At 38.3% G+C, this 13633-nt stretch carries 14 protein-coding genes and 1 other RNA gene; 10 read left to right on the plus strand and 5 right to left on the minus strand.

Features of this window, described 5'->3' with window-relative positions; all coding sequences use genetic code 11:
* Positions 1-4 precede the first annotated feature (4 nt).
* Positions 5-1489: a glycerol kinase GlpK gene (gene glpK, locus F994_RS13375; RefSeq protein ID WP_004651070.1), complete on the minus strand. Its 1485-nt coding sequence runs from the start codon at positions 1487-1489 to the stop codon at positions 5-7.
* 131 nt (positions 1490-1620) lie between these two features.
* Between glpK and ssrA the strand changes: the two genes are divergently transcribed.
* The 9 genes from ssrA (at position 1621) to F994_RS13415 (ending at position 8868) form a co-directional block, all read left to right on the plus strand.
* Positions 1621-1979: a transfer-messenger RNA gene (gene ssrA / locus F994_RS17260) on the plus strand.
* A 180-nt stretch (positions 1980-2159) separates the two neighbouring features.
* Positions 2160-3389 carry a tyrosine-type recombinase/integrase gene (locus F994_RS13380; RefSeq protein WP_004651072.1) on the plus strand — a complete coding sequence of 410 codons (1230 nt, stop codon included), beginning with the start codon at positions 2160-2162 and terminating at the stop codon, positions 3387-3389.
* 73 nt (positions 3390-3462) lie between these two features.
* Positions 3463-4239, plus strand: a complete 777-nt coding sequence (locus F994_RS13385) for a hypothetical protein (RefSeq protein ID WP_004651073.1) — start codon at positions 3463-3465, stop codon at positions 4237-4239.
* A 144-nt stretch (positions 4240-4383) separates the two neighbouring features.
* A complete protein-coding gene (locus F994_RS13390) occupies positions 4384-4599 on the plus strand; it encodes a helix-turn-helix transcriptional regulator (RefSeq protein WP_034697337.1) in 216 nt (71 codons plus the stop codon).
* A 2-nt stretch (positions 4600-4601) separates the two neighbouring features.
* Complete coding sequence (locus F994_RS13395) at positions 4602-5312, plus strand: phage antirepressor KilAC domain-containing protein (protein WP_004651075.1); 711 nt, start codon at positions 4602-4604, stop codon at positions 5310-5312.
* Between the two features lie 2 nt (positions 5313-5314).
* Positions 5315-5701, plus strand: a complete 387-nt coding sequence (locus tag F994_RS13400) for a hypothetical protein (protein WP_004651077.1) — start codon at positions 5315-5317, stop codon at positions 5699-5701.
* A gap of 121 nt (positions 5702-5822) precedes the next feature.
* The gene (locus F994_RS13405; RefSeq protein WP_004651078.1) at positions 5823-6101 is read left to right on the plus strand and encodes a hypothetical protein; all 279 of its coding nucleotides are present in this window, start codon (positions 5823-5825) and stop codon (positions 6099-6101) included.
* A 2-nt stretch (positions 6102-6103) separates the two neighbouring features.
* On the plus strand, positions 6104-6412 hold the full coding sequence (locus tag F994_RS13410) for a hypothetical protein (protein ID WP_004651079.1): 309 nt from the start codon (positions 6104-6106) through the stop codon (positions 6410-6412).
* Positions 6409-8868, plus strand: a complete 2460-nt coding sequence (locus F994_RS13415) for a DUF927 domain-containing protein (RefSeq protein WP_004651080.1) — start codon at positions 6409-6411, stop codon at positions 8866-8868. Before F994_RS13410 ends, F994_RS13415 begins: the two co-directional genes overlap by 4 nt.
* Positions 8869-9245: 377 nt before the next feature.
* On the opposite strand, the gene F994_RS13420 is transcribed toward F994_RS13415, so the two are convergent.
* On the minus strand, positions 9246-10787 hold the full coding sequence (locus F994_RS13420; protein WP_004651081.1) for a hypothetical protein: 1542 nt from the start codon (positions 10785-10787) through the stop codon (positions 9246-9248).
* Between the two features lie 937 nt (positions 10788-11724).
* Between F994_RS13420 and F994_RS13425 the strand changes: the two genes are divergently transcribed.
* Entirely contained in the window at positions 11725-11949 is a 225-nt protein-coding gene (locus F994_RS13425) for a hypothetical protein (RefSeq protein WP_004651082.1), read from the plus strand.
* A 187-nt stretch (positions 11950-12136) separates the two neighbouring features.
* Here the strand turns inward: F994_RS13425 and F994_RS13430 are convergent, their stop codons facing one another.
* The 3 genes from F994_RS13430 to F994_RS13440 form a co-directional block, all read right to left on the minus strand.
* Positions 12137-12586: a bifunctional (p)ppGpp synthetase/guanosine-3',5'-bis(diphosphate) 3'-pyrophosphohydrolase gene (locus F994_RS13430; RefSeq protein WP_034697341.1), complete on the minus strand. Its 450-nt coding sequence runs from the start codon at positions 12584-12586 to the stop codon at positions 12137-12139.
* 142 nt (positions 12587-12728) lie between these two features.
* Positions 12729-12992 (minus strand): hypothetical protein, encoded by a 264-nt coding sequence (locus F994_RS13435; RefSeq protein ID WP_004651085.1) that lies wholly within the window; start codon positions 12990-12992, stop codon positions 12729-12731.
* A gap of 78 nt (positions 12993-13070) precedes the next feature.
* Complete coding sequence (locus tag F994_RS13440) at positions 13071-13628, minus strand: hypothetical protein (protein ID WP_004651086.1); 558 nt, start codon at positions 13626-13628, stop codon at positions 13071-13073.
* Positions 13629-13633: the final 5 nt, after the last annotated feature.

The following is a 13633-nucleotide window of genomic DNA, read 5'->3' on the forward strand; positions in this document are numbered from 1 at the left end:
TTGATTAGATCTCCGATTTTGACCGTTTTAACGCAGTTTTCCATTGGTCTAAATGAAATTGGCGCTGCTCAATATTCATATTCGGTTCAAAGGCACGATCTAGTTGCCAAGATTCTGAAATTTCAGACATATTGGAAAAAATTCCAGATTTTAAACCTGCCATAGCCGCAGCACCCCATGCGGTCGATTCCAACATTTTGGGACGAAGCACGGGAACATTCAGAATGTCGGCTTGGAACTGCATCAACATATCATTTTGACTGGCACCGCCATCGACACGCAATTCTTTCAAGGGGTGTGCAATATCAGATTGCATAGCAGTTAAAACATCGGAAACTTGAAAAGCAATGGATTCCAAGGCTGCTCGTGCAATATGGGCTTTATTGGTGCCACGCGACATACCACAAAGTAAGGCACGTGCATCGCTATCCCAGTGCGGTGCACCCAGTCCTGTAAAGGCCGGAACCAAGACCACACCATCGGTATCTTTGACTTGGCAAGCCAGTTTTTCGACTTCATTGCTATGCTGAATAATGCCTAAACCATCACGTAACCATTGCACAATGGCACCGGCCATAAACACACTGCCTTCAAGGGCATAAGTGGTTTGATTTTGGCATTTCCAAGCCAGTGTGCTGAGTAATTTATTCTGACTAAATTGAACCTTATGCCCTGTGTTAAACAGCATGAAACAACCTGTACCATAGGTATTTTTCGCCGTGCCTATTTCAAAGCAAGATTGACCAAATAAAGCAGATTGTTGATCGCCTAAAATACCGGTAATTGGAATATTGGCACCCAGTAAACCTGTTGCAGTATCTGCGACATAAGTGTCGGATGAAATAATTTTAGGTAAAACAGAATGAGGGATATTAAAGAGTTCAAGTAACTCTTCATCCCACTGTTGGGTCTGTAGATTCATCAGCATGGTGCGTGAAGCATTACTGGCTTCAATGACGTGTTCCGCACCTTGAGTCAGATTCCACATTAACCAGCTATCGACCGTACCAAAAGCGACATGCCCTTGTTCAGCAAGATCACGTAAACCTGCTACATTTTCCAGTAGCCAAACCAATTTCCCTGCACTGAAATAGGGGTCGATGCGTAAACCAGTTTTATGGTGAATTTTATCGTGTAAATTTTGCAGTGTAAGTTGGTTAGACCATTCCGTTGCACGGCGGTCTTGCCAAATAATGGCAGGGGATAAGGGCTTACTGTTTCGTTTATCCCAAACGATGGTGGTTTCCCGCTGGTTGGTCAGTCCAATCGCTTTAATGTCTTTGGCCAGAATGCGAGCCGATGCTAAAGCCTGTTGTACCACTGCAATTTGTGTTGTCCAGATTTCCTGAGCATCTTGTTCCACCCAGCCCGAATGCGGTGTTTTTATGTGGGTTTCACGTTGGGCTGTTGCCTGAACTTTTCCATGTTCATTGAAAATAATCGCACGACTAGATGTCGTCCCCTGATCGAGTGCAAGTAAGTAACTCATAATTTTTTCTATTATTAGACTTGAAAAGTAAAATATTAGCTCAATTATGTAATTAAACGCATCTAGTTATGTAAAAGTTTAGAAATTACATCGTAATTTTTGACATTTATGCTATAATTGCGCTGTACTTTGGGGGTGTTTCTGGCTTCGACGCTGGTGATGAAACTCATAGATGCATGCCGAGAGCGCATTTTCTCTCGTAAATCAAATTTGCATTTTTTAGTCGCAAACGACGAATCATACGCTCTAGCTGCCTAAGGGCAGCTTGTCCGCCTCTCCGAATACTTGTGGTTAGAGAGTCCGACTGAAGCGCACGCACACAAGTCCGTATAAAACCAAGCCTCGGGGTTTTGTACTAAATTAAGAGGATCGCGATTTGTACCCTGTTCGTCGGGTCACAAAGAGTTAAAACAATAGACGATATCTAAGCATGTAGTATTCTCGAGCGTAATGCTGGCGGACGCGGGTTCAACTCCCGCCACCTCCACCAAATACCTTCCCAAACATGGCAAAATATGCCAAGTTTTGGAACTGAAAGGCTTAATCCTAAAGGGGTTAAGCCTTTTTTTATGCCTAAACATACCTAGACATAAAAGCATATAGTGTTGCTTTCCATGTATCCCCACGTGTATCCTTTAATAAAAATTGAACTCAAGGGATACACGGTTAAATGAAAAGATCAGAAATAAAACGCCGTCCTTTGTCTGATACTGTGATTGCCAATCTTGAAGCAGAACTAAAAGAATATCGTGAGCTTGACGGCAATGGCCTGTATATCAGAGTAAAACCCGATGGTAATAAGTCATGGCAACTTAGGTATAAAAAGCCCGATGGTAAGTGGTCGTGGTTAGGACTAGGGGGTTATCCTGAAATCAGTGGGCAATTAGCACGTAAGAAAGCCAAAGAACTTTTAGATGATGTATCTAGGGGTGAAAACCCAATTATTTCAAAACAGGAACGCAAACGGCAAGAAGTGGAACAGAACAATGCCACTTTTGAACTACTGGCTCGTGAGTGGTTGGATACCAAATTAACTTCATGGGTAGCAGACACAATGACCCGAAATAAGGGAGCATTAGAAAAGCATGTATTTCCTGTTTTTGGCAAACGCTTGTACACCACAATCAAGCCAATTGAGTGGATGAATCATTTAAAAGGTATACAGCAGTCACAGGGTATATATGAACAGGTGAACCGTGTCCGTGCGATGTGTCGTGATATTTATGACTTTGCAAAGGTTACAGGTCGAATTGATTACAATCCATTAGAGGGTATTCAAAAATACTTACAGCAAGGTAAAAAAGAAAACATGGCTCATGTGAGTGAGGCAGAGTTACCAACATTAATCCGAGCAATTAATAATTACCCCACTATGGACGTAAGAATGGGATTACAGCTTTTAGCTATGCTGTTTTGTCGCCCTAGTGAGCTAAGAGGGGCTAAATGGGATGAGTTCGATTTAGAACAAGGCTTGTGGAATATCCCTGAAGAACGAATGAAAAAACGCCGTGAGCATGTTGTGCCTTTACCTAAGCAAGCAGTAGCGATACTTCAAGAATTAAAAACCTATGAAACTAATTCTGAGTATCTATTTCCTAGTAGATCGGATAAGAGCAAACCCAAATCAGATACTGTCTTTATCATGGCATTACGTCGCATGGGGTATGAGGGACGACAAACACCACACGGATTTAGGCATATCGCTAGTACTCTGTTAAATAATCGTGGTTTTGATGAGCATCATATTGAATCTGCTTTAGCGCATGTAAAGGATGGCGTGGCGGGTGTGTATAACAAGGCTCAATACTTACAAGATAGGGTGAATATGATGCAGTGGTATGCGAATCATTTAGAAGAAATAGCAGATCAAAGCATTATTCAATTTAAGAAAATTAAATGACAAAGTATATACAAGTATAATAAGTCTTAACTTATTAATTTATTAACAAAGAATAACTGCTATGGGGGACACTATGCAGGGTTTAGTAGAAGAAGATTTATTTAAATTGATGGATGATTTTTCAATTAATGATGCTTCCTGCTTAATAGCAGGGATAAGCCCTCATAAATATTATTTTGAAGATCAATATGGTGAATGGGGATTTAGAGAAATTAATAACAGTGATCCTGATAACATACGTGAAGCTGTTGAACTTGTTAAAAAATCTTTGTGTAATGCTATTAAAAAAGGAAAGTTAAAAGCAACTGTAGTGGTGGATAATCACAATACTAAATTTTTAACAAAAATAGATATGCAGGCTGATTGGTTTTTGACTCATGAATTAGATGTGACCAGAACAACTATTGAAAAAACAGATTTAATAGAATGGCTTAGAGATAGAGGGGTATATCCCTTATCTTTTTTTCCTCAAGGAAAAATTGCTGATATAGGTAATCAGTCTCATCCTTTATATAGCCCTAAATTACATGCAGTTGTCAGTGCATGGGAATCATTATTTACAGCAGACATTCAAAGTACAACAACAAAAAAATATCTAACGGATTGGATATCAACCCATTCTGAAAAATTTTCTTTGAATATTAAATCCCCAACAAAATTTGAAGAAATGGCTGAAATTGCTAATTTTGATAAAAGGGGGGTTACGGTTTTTGGAAACCCCCTCCACCATTTTGGAGGTGATGCCTATACAATTAAAGAAAGTTCTAATTCAACACAATTAAATAAAAATATTTTAGCTGAAATTCCTGAAACATTAGCTGACGCTTTAGATACAGAATTACCTTTTTAGTACTTGAATTTATTGAATTTTTAATCTAATTTAAAACTTATTTAAAAAAATCCCCTACTATGATTTTATCTAGATGGGGATTCTATTTATCATATAAATTCAATGACATATTTGACTTATCTTTTTAACAGAGTAAGTATGAATATGCCTATCTATCCTGTACGTATCCAGTTTAAAACAGCTTGCCAAATTCTTGATGTAAGTCGTGAAACTTTAAATCAGTTAATCAAGTTAGACCCTACATTTCCTCAAAAAATTAAGATGGGAACTGCTAAACAGTCACCTGTGTATTTTGATTATGCCGAGCTTGCAGAGTGGCATAACAGCCAAAAGCAAGGCCTTGCAGCAATGGAGGCTTAATCATGAATCAATTAGTGAATCTTTCTGCTGCTTCAATGTCTAGCATGCATATCTCCGAGTTAGTTCAATCTCGCCATGACAAAGTAAAACAATCTATTGAAAGACTTGTAGAGCGCGGTGTAATTATTCAACCCCCAATGGGGGATGAACAATCTATTGACACTATGGGGAGATCCAGAAGTACGCAAGTTTATGTATTTTCAGGTGAGCAAGGTAAGCGCGATAGCATTATTGTCGTAGCACAATTATGGCCTGAATTCACAGCGCGACTGGTCGACCGCTGGCAAGAGTTAGAAAAACAAGTTAAGCATACTAATCTTGACCTACACGATCCTTATGCCTTACGCCGTGCTTTATTAGACTATACCGAGCAAGTCATTCACCTTGAAATACAAAATCACTCTCTTGAATGTACGATCGACAGCATTACTCAAACACCTTCAGGTGTGAAGTTTCAGCAAGCCTGCAAGATACTGAATATTAAACGTCAGGTATTGGCCACATGGTTAAGAAAACACGGATGGGATCGACATCTAAACAATGCACGTGCATCTACTCACTACAGCCAAGAGCGAGGCTATTGTGAAACCAAATATGAAGAAGTGACGAGAGTCAAAGCGAATGGTGAGTTAGGAAGCTACAGCAAAATTGAATTCTTTATTCTACCTAAGGGCATGCAAGTACTGGCCAAATATTTTGGCAAGGCGGAATAGATATGAATACCTATTCATTTGCAATGTTCATTTCTCGCCAAAATGAGCGTTGCAAATCAATCCCTGTATTTCTAATACCCAAAACATTAAATTTAGGAATTTTCATCGTAGGTCTTGAAAGCTGTCATGAGCCTCGTTATGCTAATGGCGTTCACCCACATGGTGAATTAGCTTTGGTCGGCTACAATAGTAACAAAGGCGCACAGTCCGCAAGGGCTTTTTTTGTGCGTAAAATCTCTATGCGTTCGCATGTTATGGCGGAGCTGGAGAGGGACACTTTCGAGTGTGCAGGTTTCCTTTGTTCCCTGTCGACCAACCCTTTTCAGCTTTGCCACCCTCATTTGGTCGTGAATGGCAAAGCTCCCTTAAGCAACAAAGGAGCGCATTAAACGTGCCTAAAAATATTCATCAAATTACACGTCAACGTATCCAATCTGCTGATTTTGCACACAAGCAAGGTTTAGCCAAGCGCATTTCTTCAATGCTTAAAAAAGTATGGGGAGTGTGATCATGTCCAATTCTAAAAAACCGTATAACCTTGCTTTAGGCTGTATTGAAAGTTTTTATATCCCACACCCAGAAGCCGATTATGCAAATGCTCAGGATGTTGTATATAGCATGGTATCCAGTGCTAAAAATATCTCAATTGCGACGTGGAGCTGTTTTAAAGATGGTAGAGAGTTAGCCGTTAAGGGCGAGGTTGTTGCGGACCTAATCTATGAGCTACAAACAAAATTAGAAATGATTGAAAAGATACTGCCTTTAGCTTTTCAAGGTGAGGAGGTCTAATCATGTCTAAAATCAATTCTAATAACACGCCTAAAACTTATGATGCTGGCGACATGGTTGAAGCCTATTTACTTGCCTATGAACAAATGGCTGACACAAGTGTAATGCTAGGGGTTATTGCTAATGAACTTGAACGCACCAAAGAATATCTAAGCAATGTCTACAATGTCCCTGAATTATGCTTTAACAACCTAAAACGCATTATTGCGATTACCAATACGATAGTTCAAGAATCGGCTGAATTTAATCAAGTGCAAGAACAACAATACAAAACAGAATGGGAAGCAAATAAAAAGGCGGTGTCACTATGAATAACACCGCCCAAAACTTTCAGCAAGACTTTGATCAGCCTGAAACGATATTAGCGCAATGCACTACTCTAAATCCACTGGATGCAACATATCTAAACCATTCAATCATTGAGCGTTTTGGTAGTCCTGAACAGCCGATCTATATTGACCCAAGTAAGGTAGAGATAAACGGCGTTAAGTATGAAAGCCCTGTGATCTTGCCTATTGTGAATGGGCAGCTGGAGCTTGTTCAATGTGCCGTATTGCAGGATGGCCAACGAGTATCTGTCATCCCTGATGGATTGGCCAAAGGTTTTGCAAGGTATGGTGATTTTGACCATGCCAAGCCTGTCATAATCACCTACAACCTAGAAGCATTTTTTAAGATTGCTCAAACCGGTTACGCCGTGGTATTGGTGATATTGCCGACTCTATGTAATACCCAGCCAACAGCACTCAAGCCTTTTGATTTTGAGCAGATTCAGTTTGTGATTCATCAATTATCAAAGGCGGGTTATACACAATTATATCTACCAGTACGCCCTGAACATATTCAGCTTGAAGCCTTTCAAAGCCTAGAGAAAAATACGACAGTTCGATTGCTGAATCAGTATCAAACCATTTTAGAAGGTGAGTTTTTTACAGAATTATCAAAGGATGAAAGCAAAGAGGAAGTTACCGCTTTTATTGATGAAGCTATAGAGCAACTGCCTAAACTTAGTCTGTTACCTAAAGGCCACTTGGCCAAACCTTTTAGGATGGATGACGGCGCATTTCTACATATTTTGGACAATGGCCTCTACCTGATTAAAGAAAAAAGAGATGAAGACGGCGAACTCAAACAGACCCGTACTTTTATCTGTCATTCAGCCATTATTTTAGGTGAGGCACGAAGCCTCAATAATGACAACTGGAAGCGTGTTATTCAGTTTCATGACAAGGACAATACCTTGCACCGGCTATTAATCCCTTATGAGCATTTTATGGGGGAAGCACAGGAAGCCTTAAAGATTATTGCCAATCATGGCCTGATGCCTCCACGCCAAGCCTATAAGAAAAATGTATTCATTAACTACATTCAGGATTACCCCATAGAGCAACGCTTTAGGTGTGTAGATCGTGCGGGATGGCATGGCTATTGTTTTGCCACACCCAATAAAACTTATGGCAATAGTGAAGATGAAGAACTACTTTTTCACAGTGACAATAAAAGCCCTTACACCGTATCAGGGAGCTTTCAAGAATGGCAGCAATTAAGCCAATTAATTGAACCTCATGCTTTGGCGGTACTGGCCTTCTCCAGTGCATTTTCAGGGCAACTGGTTTTGCCTCTAGGCGCTGAAAGTGGCGGTTTTCATATCTATGGTTCATCAACGGATGGCAAAAGTACCGTGACCAAAGCATCATGCAGTATATGGGGCAATCCTAAGCATATCTCTAAGTCATGGCGAACCACAGACAACGCTTTAGAAAATGAAGCAGAGTTAAGAAATGATAGCTTTCTAAATCTGGATGAACTACGCCAAGCAGTACCGAAAGCCGTGTCTGATATTGTTTATATGCTGACAGGTGGCCAAGGTAAAGCCCGAAGCACTAAGGCCGGTAAAAACCGCGATGCCAAGCAATTTAGCCTGATGTATACCTCTACGGGTGAAGTCACCCTTGAGGAGCATTTGCGCCGTGGCAATATCGAACTGGATGCAGGGCTCTTATTGCGCTTTGCACATATTCCCAGTGATGCAGGTAAAGGCTACGGCGTATTTGACTGTATTAACTACGGCACAGCACCACAGGACATAGGCAACCGCATAAATGAACTGGCATCAAAGCATTATGGTCATGCAGGGATTAAATGGCTGGAGTATCTGACCCAAGATAAAGATAAAGTCATGGAGAAAGCCCAAACCCTACTGGATAGCTTTGTTGAACAACATGGTCAAACCAAGAACGGACAGGCCAGCCGTGTTTTACGCCGTTTTGCACTTGTGGCCACGGCTGGAGAACTTGCCACACAAGCAGGTATTACAGGATGGACACAAGGTCGTACATTTGAAGCGGTAGCACACTGCTTTAATACTTGGCTGGGTAATCTAGGCAACAGCGAGAATATAGAGGAAACCAAGACCCTTGAGCATATCAAGGCATTCTTTGAAGCCAATGGCACAAGCCGTTTTGAGGATCTAACGGTAATCAGACAGGTAGATGGCGAGGTAATACGCCCACGTATCAATAACCGTGTCGGCTACTATGACCCTGATTCAGGGCATTACCTTGTATCAACAGTTATGTTTAAAAAGGAAATGTGCATAGGTATGAATGAAGCCAGTGCTAAAAAGGTTTTAAAGGCAAGCGGATGGCTTGATTGTGAAGATGGTCGTTATACCAAGCGGATGGGTGGTAAGCTCCCTGATGGTTCACGTCCAACCATGATGCATTTTAAGGTTGATGCTATACAGAACTTTAATAATGAAATCTAAAAATGATGATTAGCTACTGTGACGAGTGTGACGTAAGGCTTTATTTTGTTAATAAGATACTGTTATATATAATATTTACCGTGTCACACTTTTCATTTAAAGCTATATTTAATAGTGTGACGTGATTGTGACGAGTGTGACGCATATTTTATGCTAAGAAGGAACGTCACACTTTTATGTCACAGTGTCACAATTTAAATGAGTTAGATTATTCAATAAATGTGACGTGTTTTTATTAGATAACTATATATAAAACATGATCTTAATTAGATACGTCACAAACGTCACACTTGTCACAGTGAAAAAGACACATATAGGGTAGGAGAAAGAGAAGCTATGCAAACTTAGATATAAAGTACAAAAATTAACTTCAAACCTTAAATACATATATGCGATAAAAGCTCAAAATATGATCGATGGCCTTTGAGCCATTTCTCGGATATTTTATTACCTATTAGTTGTTGAATTAACTCGTTTTCAAACATCCCATCACTTATATCTATACCTTTCACTACTATTCCATTGCTAATTAAAATATGATTCCTTTCATACAAATAATCGCATCCCATTAAACACAGAGGCATTACAATATAAGGGTCAAGTCTTTCTGCCTCATTACATTGCGAGCGCTTCTTCTTATGTGCCGTAACTAAGCTACAAATACTAAAGGTTCGATTACATATGGCACAACATTCTTGCTTCTTACCATCAAATAACCATGATTGAAGAAAGTACTGTTCTTTACGATATTTACTTTCAGTTGTTTCATCTGTACCACAGTTCAATAGTTCACGAAGTTTCTTTAAATAAATTTTATACCGCTCACGGTCACTATTTGTGGGCTTACTTTCAAAGTTATAGCCAACCAAACTATAAGTATAATGAGTCCGTCCATTCGTTTTATTTACGTAAACCAAAGGAGAATAACTAGTCGCTTTGGATATATGAGGATCCCCATAGCCTTTGTCTCTTAGAAATTGCCTTAGTTCAGGAAATTTAACTTCTCTGTTTTCTCGTAGAAAGTTCGAAACTTCAATTTCAATTTCATTTAATTTACTTGGCTCTCTAAGAAAAGATAATTTCCCATCATTACATTCGAAGTAAATGGATGTCTCAAGGTACTCTTTAATAACAGATTCTGGCGGATAAGGAAGGTTATGTGTCCTGCCATCCATAGCATTTCTATAAACCTCTGCCAATCGAGATGAGTCTACTTCAGCCATAAAAGAAAATACTTTTTCGCTGTAGTTGATAATTGAGCTTTCCCTATTTTCATATAAGAACCAGAAATCATCACCATGCTCATAACACCAACTAGTAGGGGAGCTTTCAATGAGAGATTTAACTAATTGATAATGCGAACCCAATTCATTGGATAAATATTGAAGATTTGCAATTCCACAACGACCAGGCAATAGTTTTGCTTTTTTTAAAAGGGCTTTACCTGTTTTTATTTCATTATTATTAATAAGATAAGTATTCTCCCAAAGGTCAAGACTAGCTCTTGAAGCTTTCTCTAGCTCAGGGGTGTATAACTCATATTCACAGCCTACACCCACATCGATTAATAGGTTAAGAAGTCCCTTAAGGCTATAGCCTTTAGTGACAAACCCTTGTGATATTAGCTGATTTTCTAGATGAGAAGCGATCCAAAAACCTTTACTCTCAATTAGCTGGTAAGCATTTCTCAAGTTAGGGAGATCGCTGATTTTTATGTTATGACGGAAGTTTTTATTTAGAAGTTGACGAATTCGTTCTCGTGTGCCGACATTAAAATATTTAGCCGTTTCTTCATATGTAGGCCAACTTGTTTCTCCAAAGCCATAATAAAATGTTGTGATTCCTATATTTCGAGTTTTATTAACACTTTCTTTCAAATTTCTAGTAAGAAAGTATATTAGCTCATTTTGAATATTCATTATTTCCCTACTATTTGTCGCCTATTGCTACCATTTAGCTACTAAAAGCATCTTCATATACAACGATGATGCAGTTTTTCATTTAACACTGCAATTAACATTAATAGGTTAGTGATAATGGATTGAGTAGTAATAAATTGATGTGAGAATAAACTTACTCTTTTTACGAAAATTATTATTGATCATCTGCGATGATTCAACAAACGTTCTTAACGTAGTACAGCAAGGCATACAGCGATTTAATAACTTTAAGTCTGTATCACTACGTAAAACCAAACATCCTAAAATTATTCTCACAGCATTTATTTAAATTACTTTGATAAGTCACCAGTAGAAAGACTATTAAAACGGATTCAAGGCTTATATATAGCAAGGTTTACCACTATTTGAGGAACACCCATATTATCAAGATCTATCAAGGAAAAACTCCATCACCGTATAGAACCGTAAAGAATTTTTTGTCTTACAGCACCACATTAAAAAGGCTATCAAAACCATACTAAAAGCTAAGCATAGCAAGAATATCCATTTCATAAGACTACGTAATCGCCTATACCGCATTCATTTAATTTATTTTAATGGACATAGGTTTACAGAATAGTTAGTTAATAAAATAGGTAAAGCCTTGCTATATATGCCATAAAGTACAATTTAATGCCTTACTCTTGCCATATCTAGTTAGCCTAAATTGAAAATACCTTGTCTATATAAATTCACGGCGTTATGTCGGCGGGTAATTTCAAAATAATGTATAGTGACGGAATAATAAGTAACTAAAAAGCAATATGGTTTGACGTTTAAGCCTGTTTATCTTGGGAGAGTTAAGCGGGTTTTTTATTGCATTAAAAACAATCAATTGAGGCGATAAGCCCACCAAAATAATTTTACTGTAACAATTAGAAGATATACATAGATTTAAAGTTAGCTGGGGTTAAAAATGGATAAAAGTTTAAAGAATATAAATAAGCAGATTAATAATTTCATTGAGGCTGGGAAGCAACCTGAGTTATTAATTGTAGGCTATAAGACTTATACGTCTTTAATGAGCGAAGATAGATTTGCAGAAAAAATTACTAAGGATGAAACAGATCCAATCATTCGATATTACAAGGGTATCAAAATTCAAATGGTCACAGAAAAACATTATTTTAAAATCAAATAACTTTTAGTCTGCACAAAATTTTGCTGATACTACAGCAAGGCCCTAGCTTACAGCAGGGCTTTTTTAATCAGCATTAACATTGAGCAGAAAGCTGCACAAGAAAAAAACTCTGAAGAATAAAGTTATGTAAAAAGCCCCATAGAAGGGGTCTATCTATCGTTAGCCATTTCTAAACACGTTTTGAGTATCATTGAAAATTGTTCCAATGATTTTTCTTTGCATTCTCAAGAATCAGTTGAACCATTTTGTACTCTTTAACACGTTTCAAATCTTTATCCGTAATTGTAGACAGGCGTGATAAATCCATATTGTGTGCTACATCAGCAAGTTTAACTTCACATGCAAGTCTATTATTTGAAACACGGTGAGCTGAATCAATACGGTTCTCATTCTTAGATTTTGTCAAAGCAACTACCGCTTGAATGATCTGCTCACTGCATCCCTGCGTTCTTAGATCATCTATAGTTGTATCTGTATCTTCAAGTAAATCATGACTCACAGCTACAATTTTTGCGTCTATAGATACGACCTGATTCATAACAGCCAAAGGATGAAGTATGTAAGGTTGACCACCTTTGCACACTTGTCCGCTATGTTTTATCGTAGCGAAAATGATCATTTTGCTGAGTAAATCCATATTGTTTTCAGTGTTCACATTATCACTCCGTTTAAAGTCACCATTAAATTATCAATTTCACTCTTTATTCCATATAGCCAATAAAAATAAATCATTAAATTCCTAAAAACACAAAAAGCCCCATCGAAGGGGCCTATAAGCATCAAAGCGATTGCAGTACATCAGCTCTAATCTCGGTCACTTCATTTTCATTGTTGCTTTGATCTTTCTTCCGCAAATCACTAATAAGCCGCGCTGAAGCAACAAACTTGCTCAATGCTGTATCTTTATCAGCGGTCCATTCTCTAGGGATTAAATCGGCTATTTCCAGCAATTTATCCATTGTCCGGGGATGAGCCTCTCCAAACTTGTTTTTGTAATAACGATAATTTGAGAGTTCAGTTTGAATTTTTTCAGCGGGAGTCATTTTCTCAACCTTTTATGAGCCACATGCAAAAAATCATTGCATGTGGGTGTGGGAACTATTCAATACAGTGGAGTGTTACTACTGGGTATAGATAACTGTTTCTTTGATAGAACGTGCTTCTGTATAAATCTCATCAGTACGTTCATTCAGTAGAATTTTGATTTCATTCTTATATTTAATTTCTTCTAAAATTTTACCTTCATCTAAGGATTCACCCATGCCCAATATGGTCTTAATCTGATCTTGGGTAAGGCCTTCTGCTTTTAATCTTTTTTCTTGCTGGCCATGAATTTCTTTCTTGCGCTGTAAGTCTTTCTCTAAAGAAGAAACTTCCGTTGTTAGTCTTTCAATATCCTGTTTAATTTGCTTCAACTCTCCTTGATTCTTAGCAATATGATGATCATAAGCTTTAACAGCTTCATCATTGCGCCGTTTTTGCTGTTCTTCTAATTGTTTATATTCTTCACATAGAATGCTATATGCGTTGTCTACAGTGGTTTGATGATCGTGGGCGGTAGACAGCAGTAACTTTGCTGTATCAGTGATAATGCCTTGATGCGCTAAGCTAGCTTGTTTTAGGGCAAGCTCTGCACTCAGGATTACAGCAGTAGCTTTGGATTTATTGCTAAAAGTCATCTTTA

It is taken from the genome of Acinetobacter bohemicus ANC 3994, assembly GCF_000367925.1.
GTDB classification, from domain to species: domain Bacteria; phylum Pseudomonadota; class Gammaproteobacteria; order Pseudomonadales; family Moraxellaceae; genus Acinetobacter; species Acinetobacter bohemicus.

What these genes read in the sequence shown, in the direction of transcription:
- F994_RS13390 (WP_034697337.1), top strand. Translation starts at nt 4,384, where the DNA reads ATGCCTATCTATCCTGTACGTATCCAGTTTAAAACAGCTTGCCAAATT.
- F994_RS13435 (WP_004651085.1), bottom strand. Translation starts at nt 12,992, where the DNA reads ATGACTCCCGCTGAAAAAATTCAAACTGAACTCTCAAATTATCGTTAT.
- F994_RS13395 (WP_004651075.1), top strand. Translation starts at nt 4,602, where the DNA reads ATGAATCAATTAGTGAATCTTTCTGCTGCTTCAATGTCTAGCATGCAT.
- F994_RS13420 (WP_004651081.1), bottom strand. Translation starts at nt 10,787, where the DNA reads ATGAATATTCAAAATGAGCTAATATACTTTCTTACTAGAAATTTGAAA.
- F994_RS13405 (WP_004651078.1), top strand. Translation starts at nt 5,823, where the DNA reads ATGTCCAATTCTAAAAAACCGTATAACCTTGCTTTAGGCTGTATTGAA.
- F994_RS13415 (WP_004651080.1), top strand. Translation starts at nt 6,409, where the DNA reads ATGAATAACACCGCCCAAAACTTTCAGCAAGACTTTGATCAGCCTGAA.
- F994_RS13385 (WP_004651073.1), top strand. Translation starts at nt 3,463, where the DNA reads ATGCAGGGTTTAGTAGAAGAAGATTTATTTAAATTGATGGATGATTTT.
- F994_RS13410 (WP_004651079.1), top strand. Translation starts at nt 6,104, where the DNA reads ATGTCTAAAATCAATTCTAATAACACGCCTAAAACTTATGATGCTGGC.
- glpK (WP_004651070.1), bottom strand. Translation starts at nt 1,489, where the DNA reads ATGAGTTACTTACTTGCACTCGATCAGGGGACGACATCTAGTCGTGCG.
- F994_RS13430 (WP_034697341.1), bottom strand. Translation starts at nt 12,586, where the DNA reads ATGGATTTACTCAGCAAAATGATCATTTTCGCTACGATAAAACATAGC.
- F994_RS13400 (WP_004651077.1), top strand. Translation starts at nt 5,315, where the DNA reads ATGAATACCTATTCATTTGCAATGTTCATTTCTCGCCAAAATGAGCGT.
- F994_RS13425 (WP_004651082.1), top strand. Translation starts at nt 11,725, where the DNA reads ATGGATAAAAGTTTAAAGAATATAAATAAGCAGATTAATAATTTCATT.
- F994_RS13380 (WP_004651072.1), top strand. Translation starts at nt 2,160, where the DNA reads ATGAAAAGATCAGAAATAAAACGCCGTCCTTTGTCTGATACTGTGATT.
- F994_RS13440 (WP_004651086.1), bottom strand. Translation starts at nt 13,628, where the DNA reads ATGACTTTTAGCAATAAATCCAAAGCTACTGCTGTAATCCTGAGTGCA.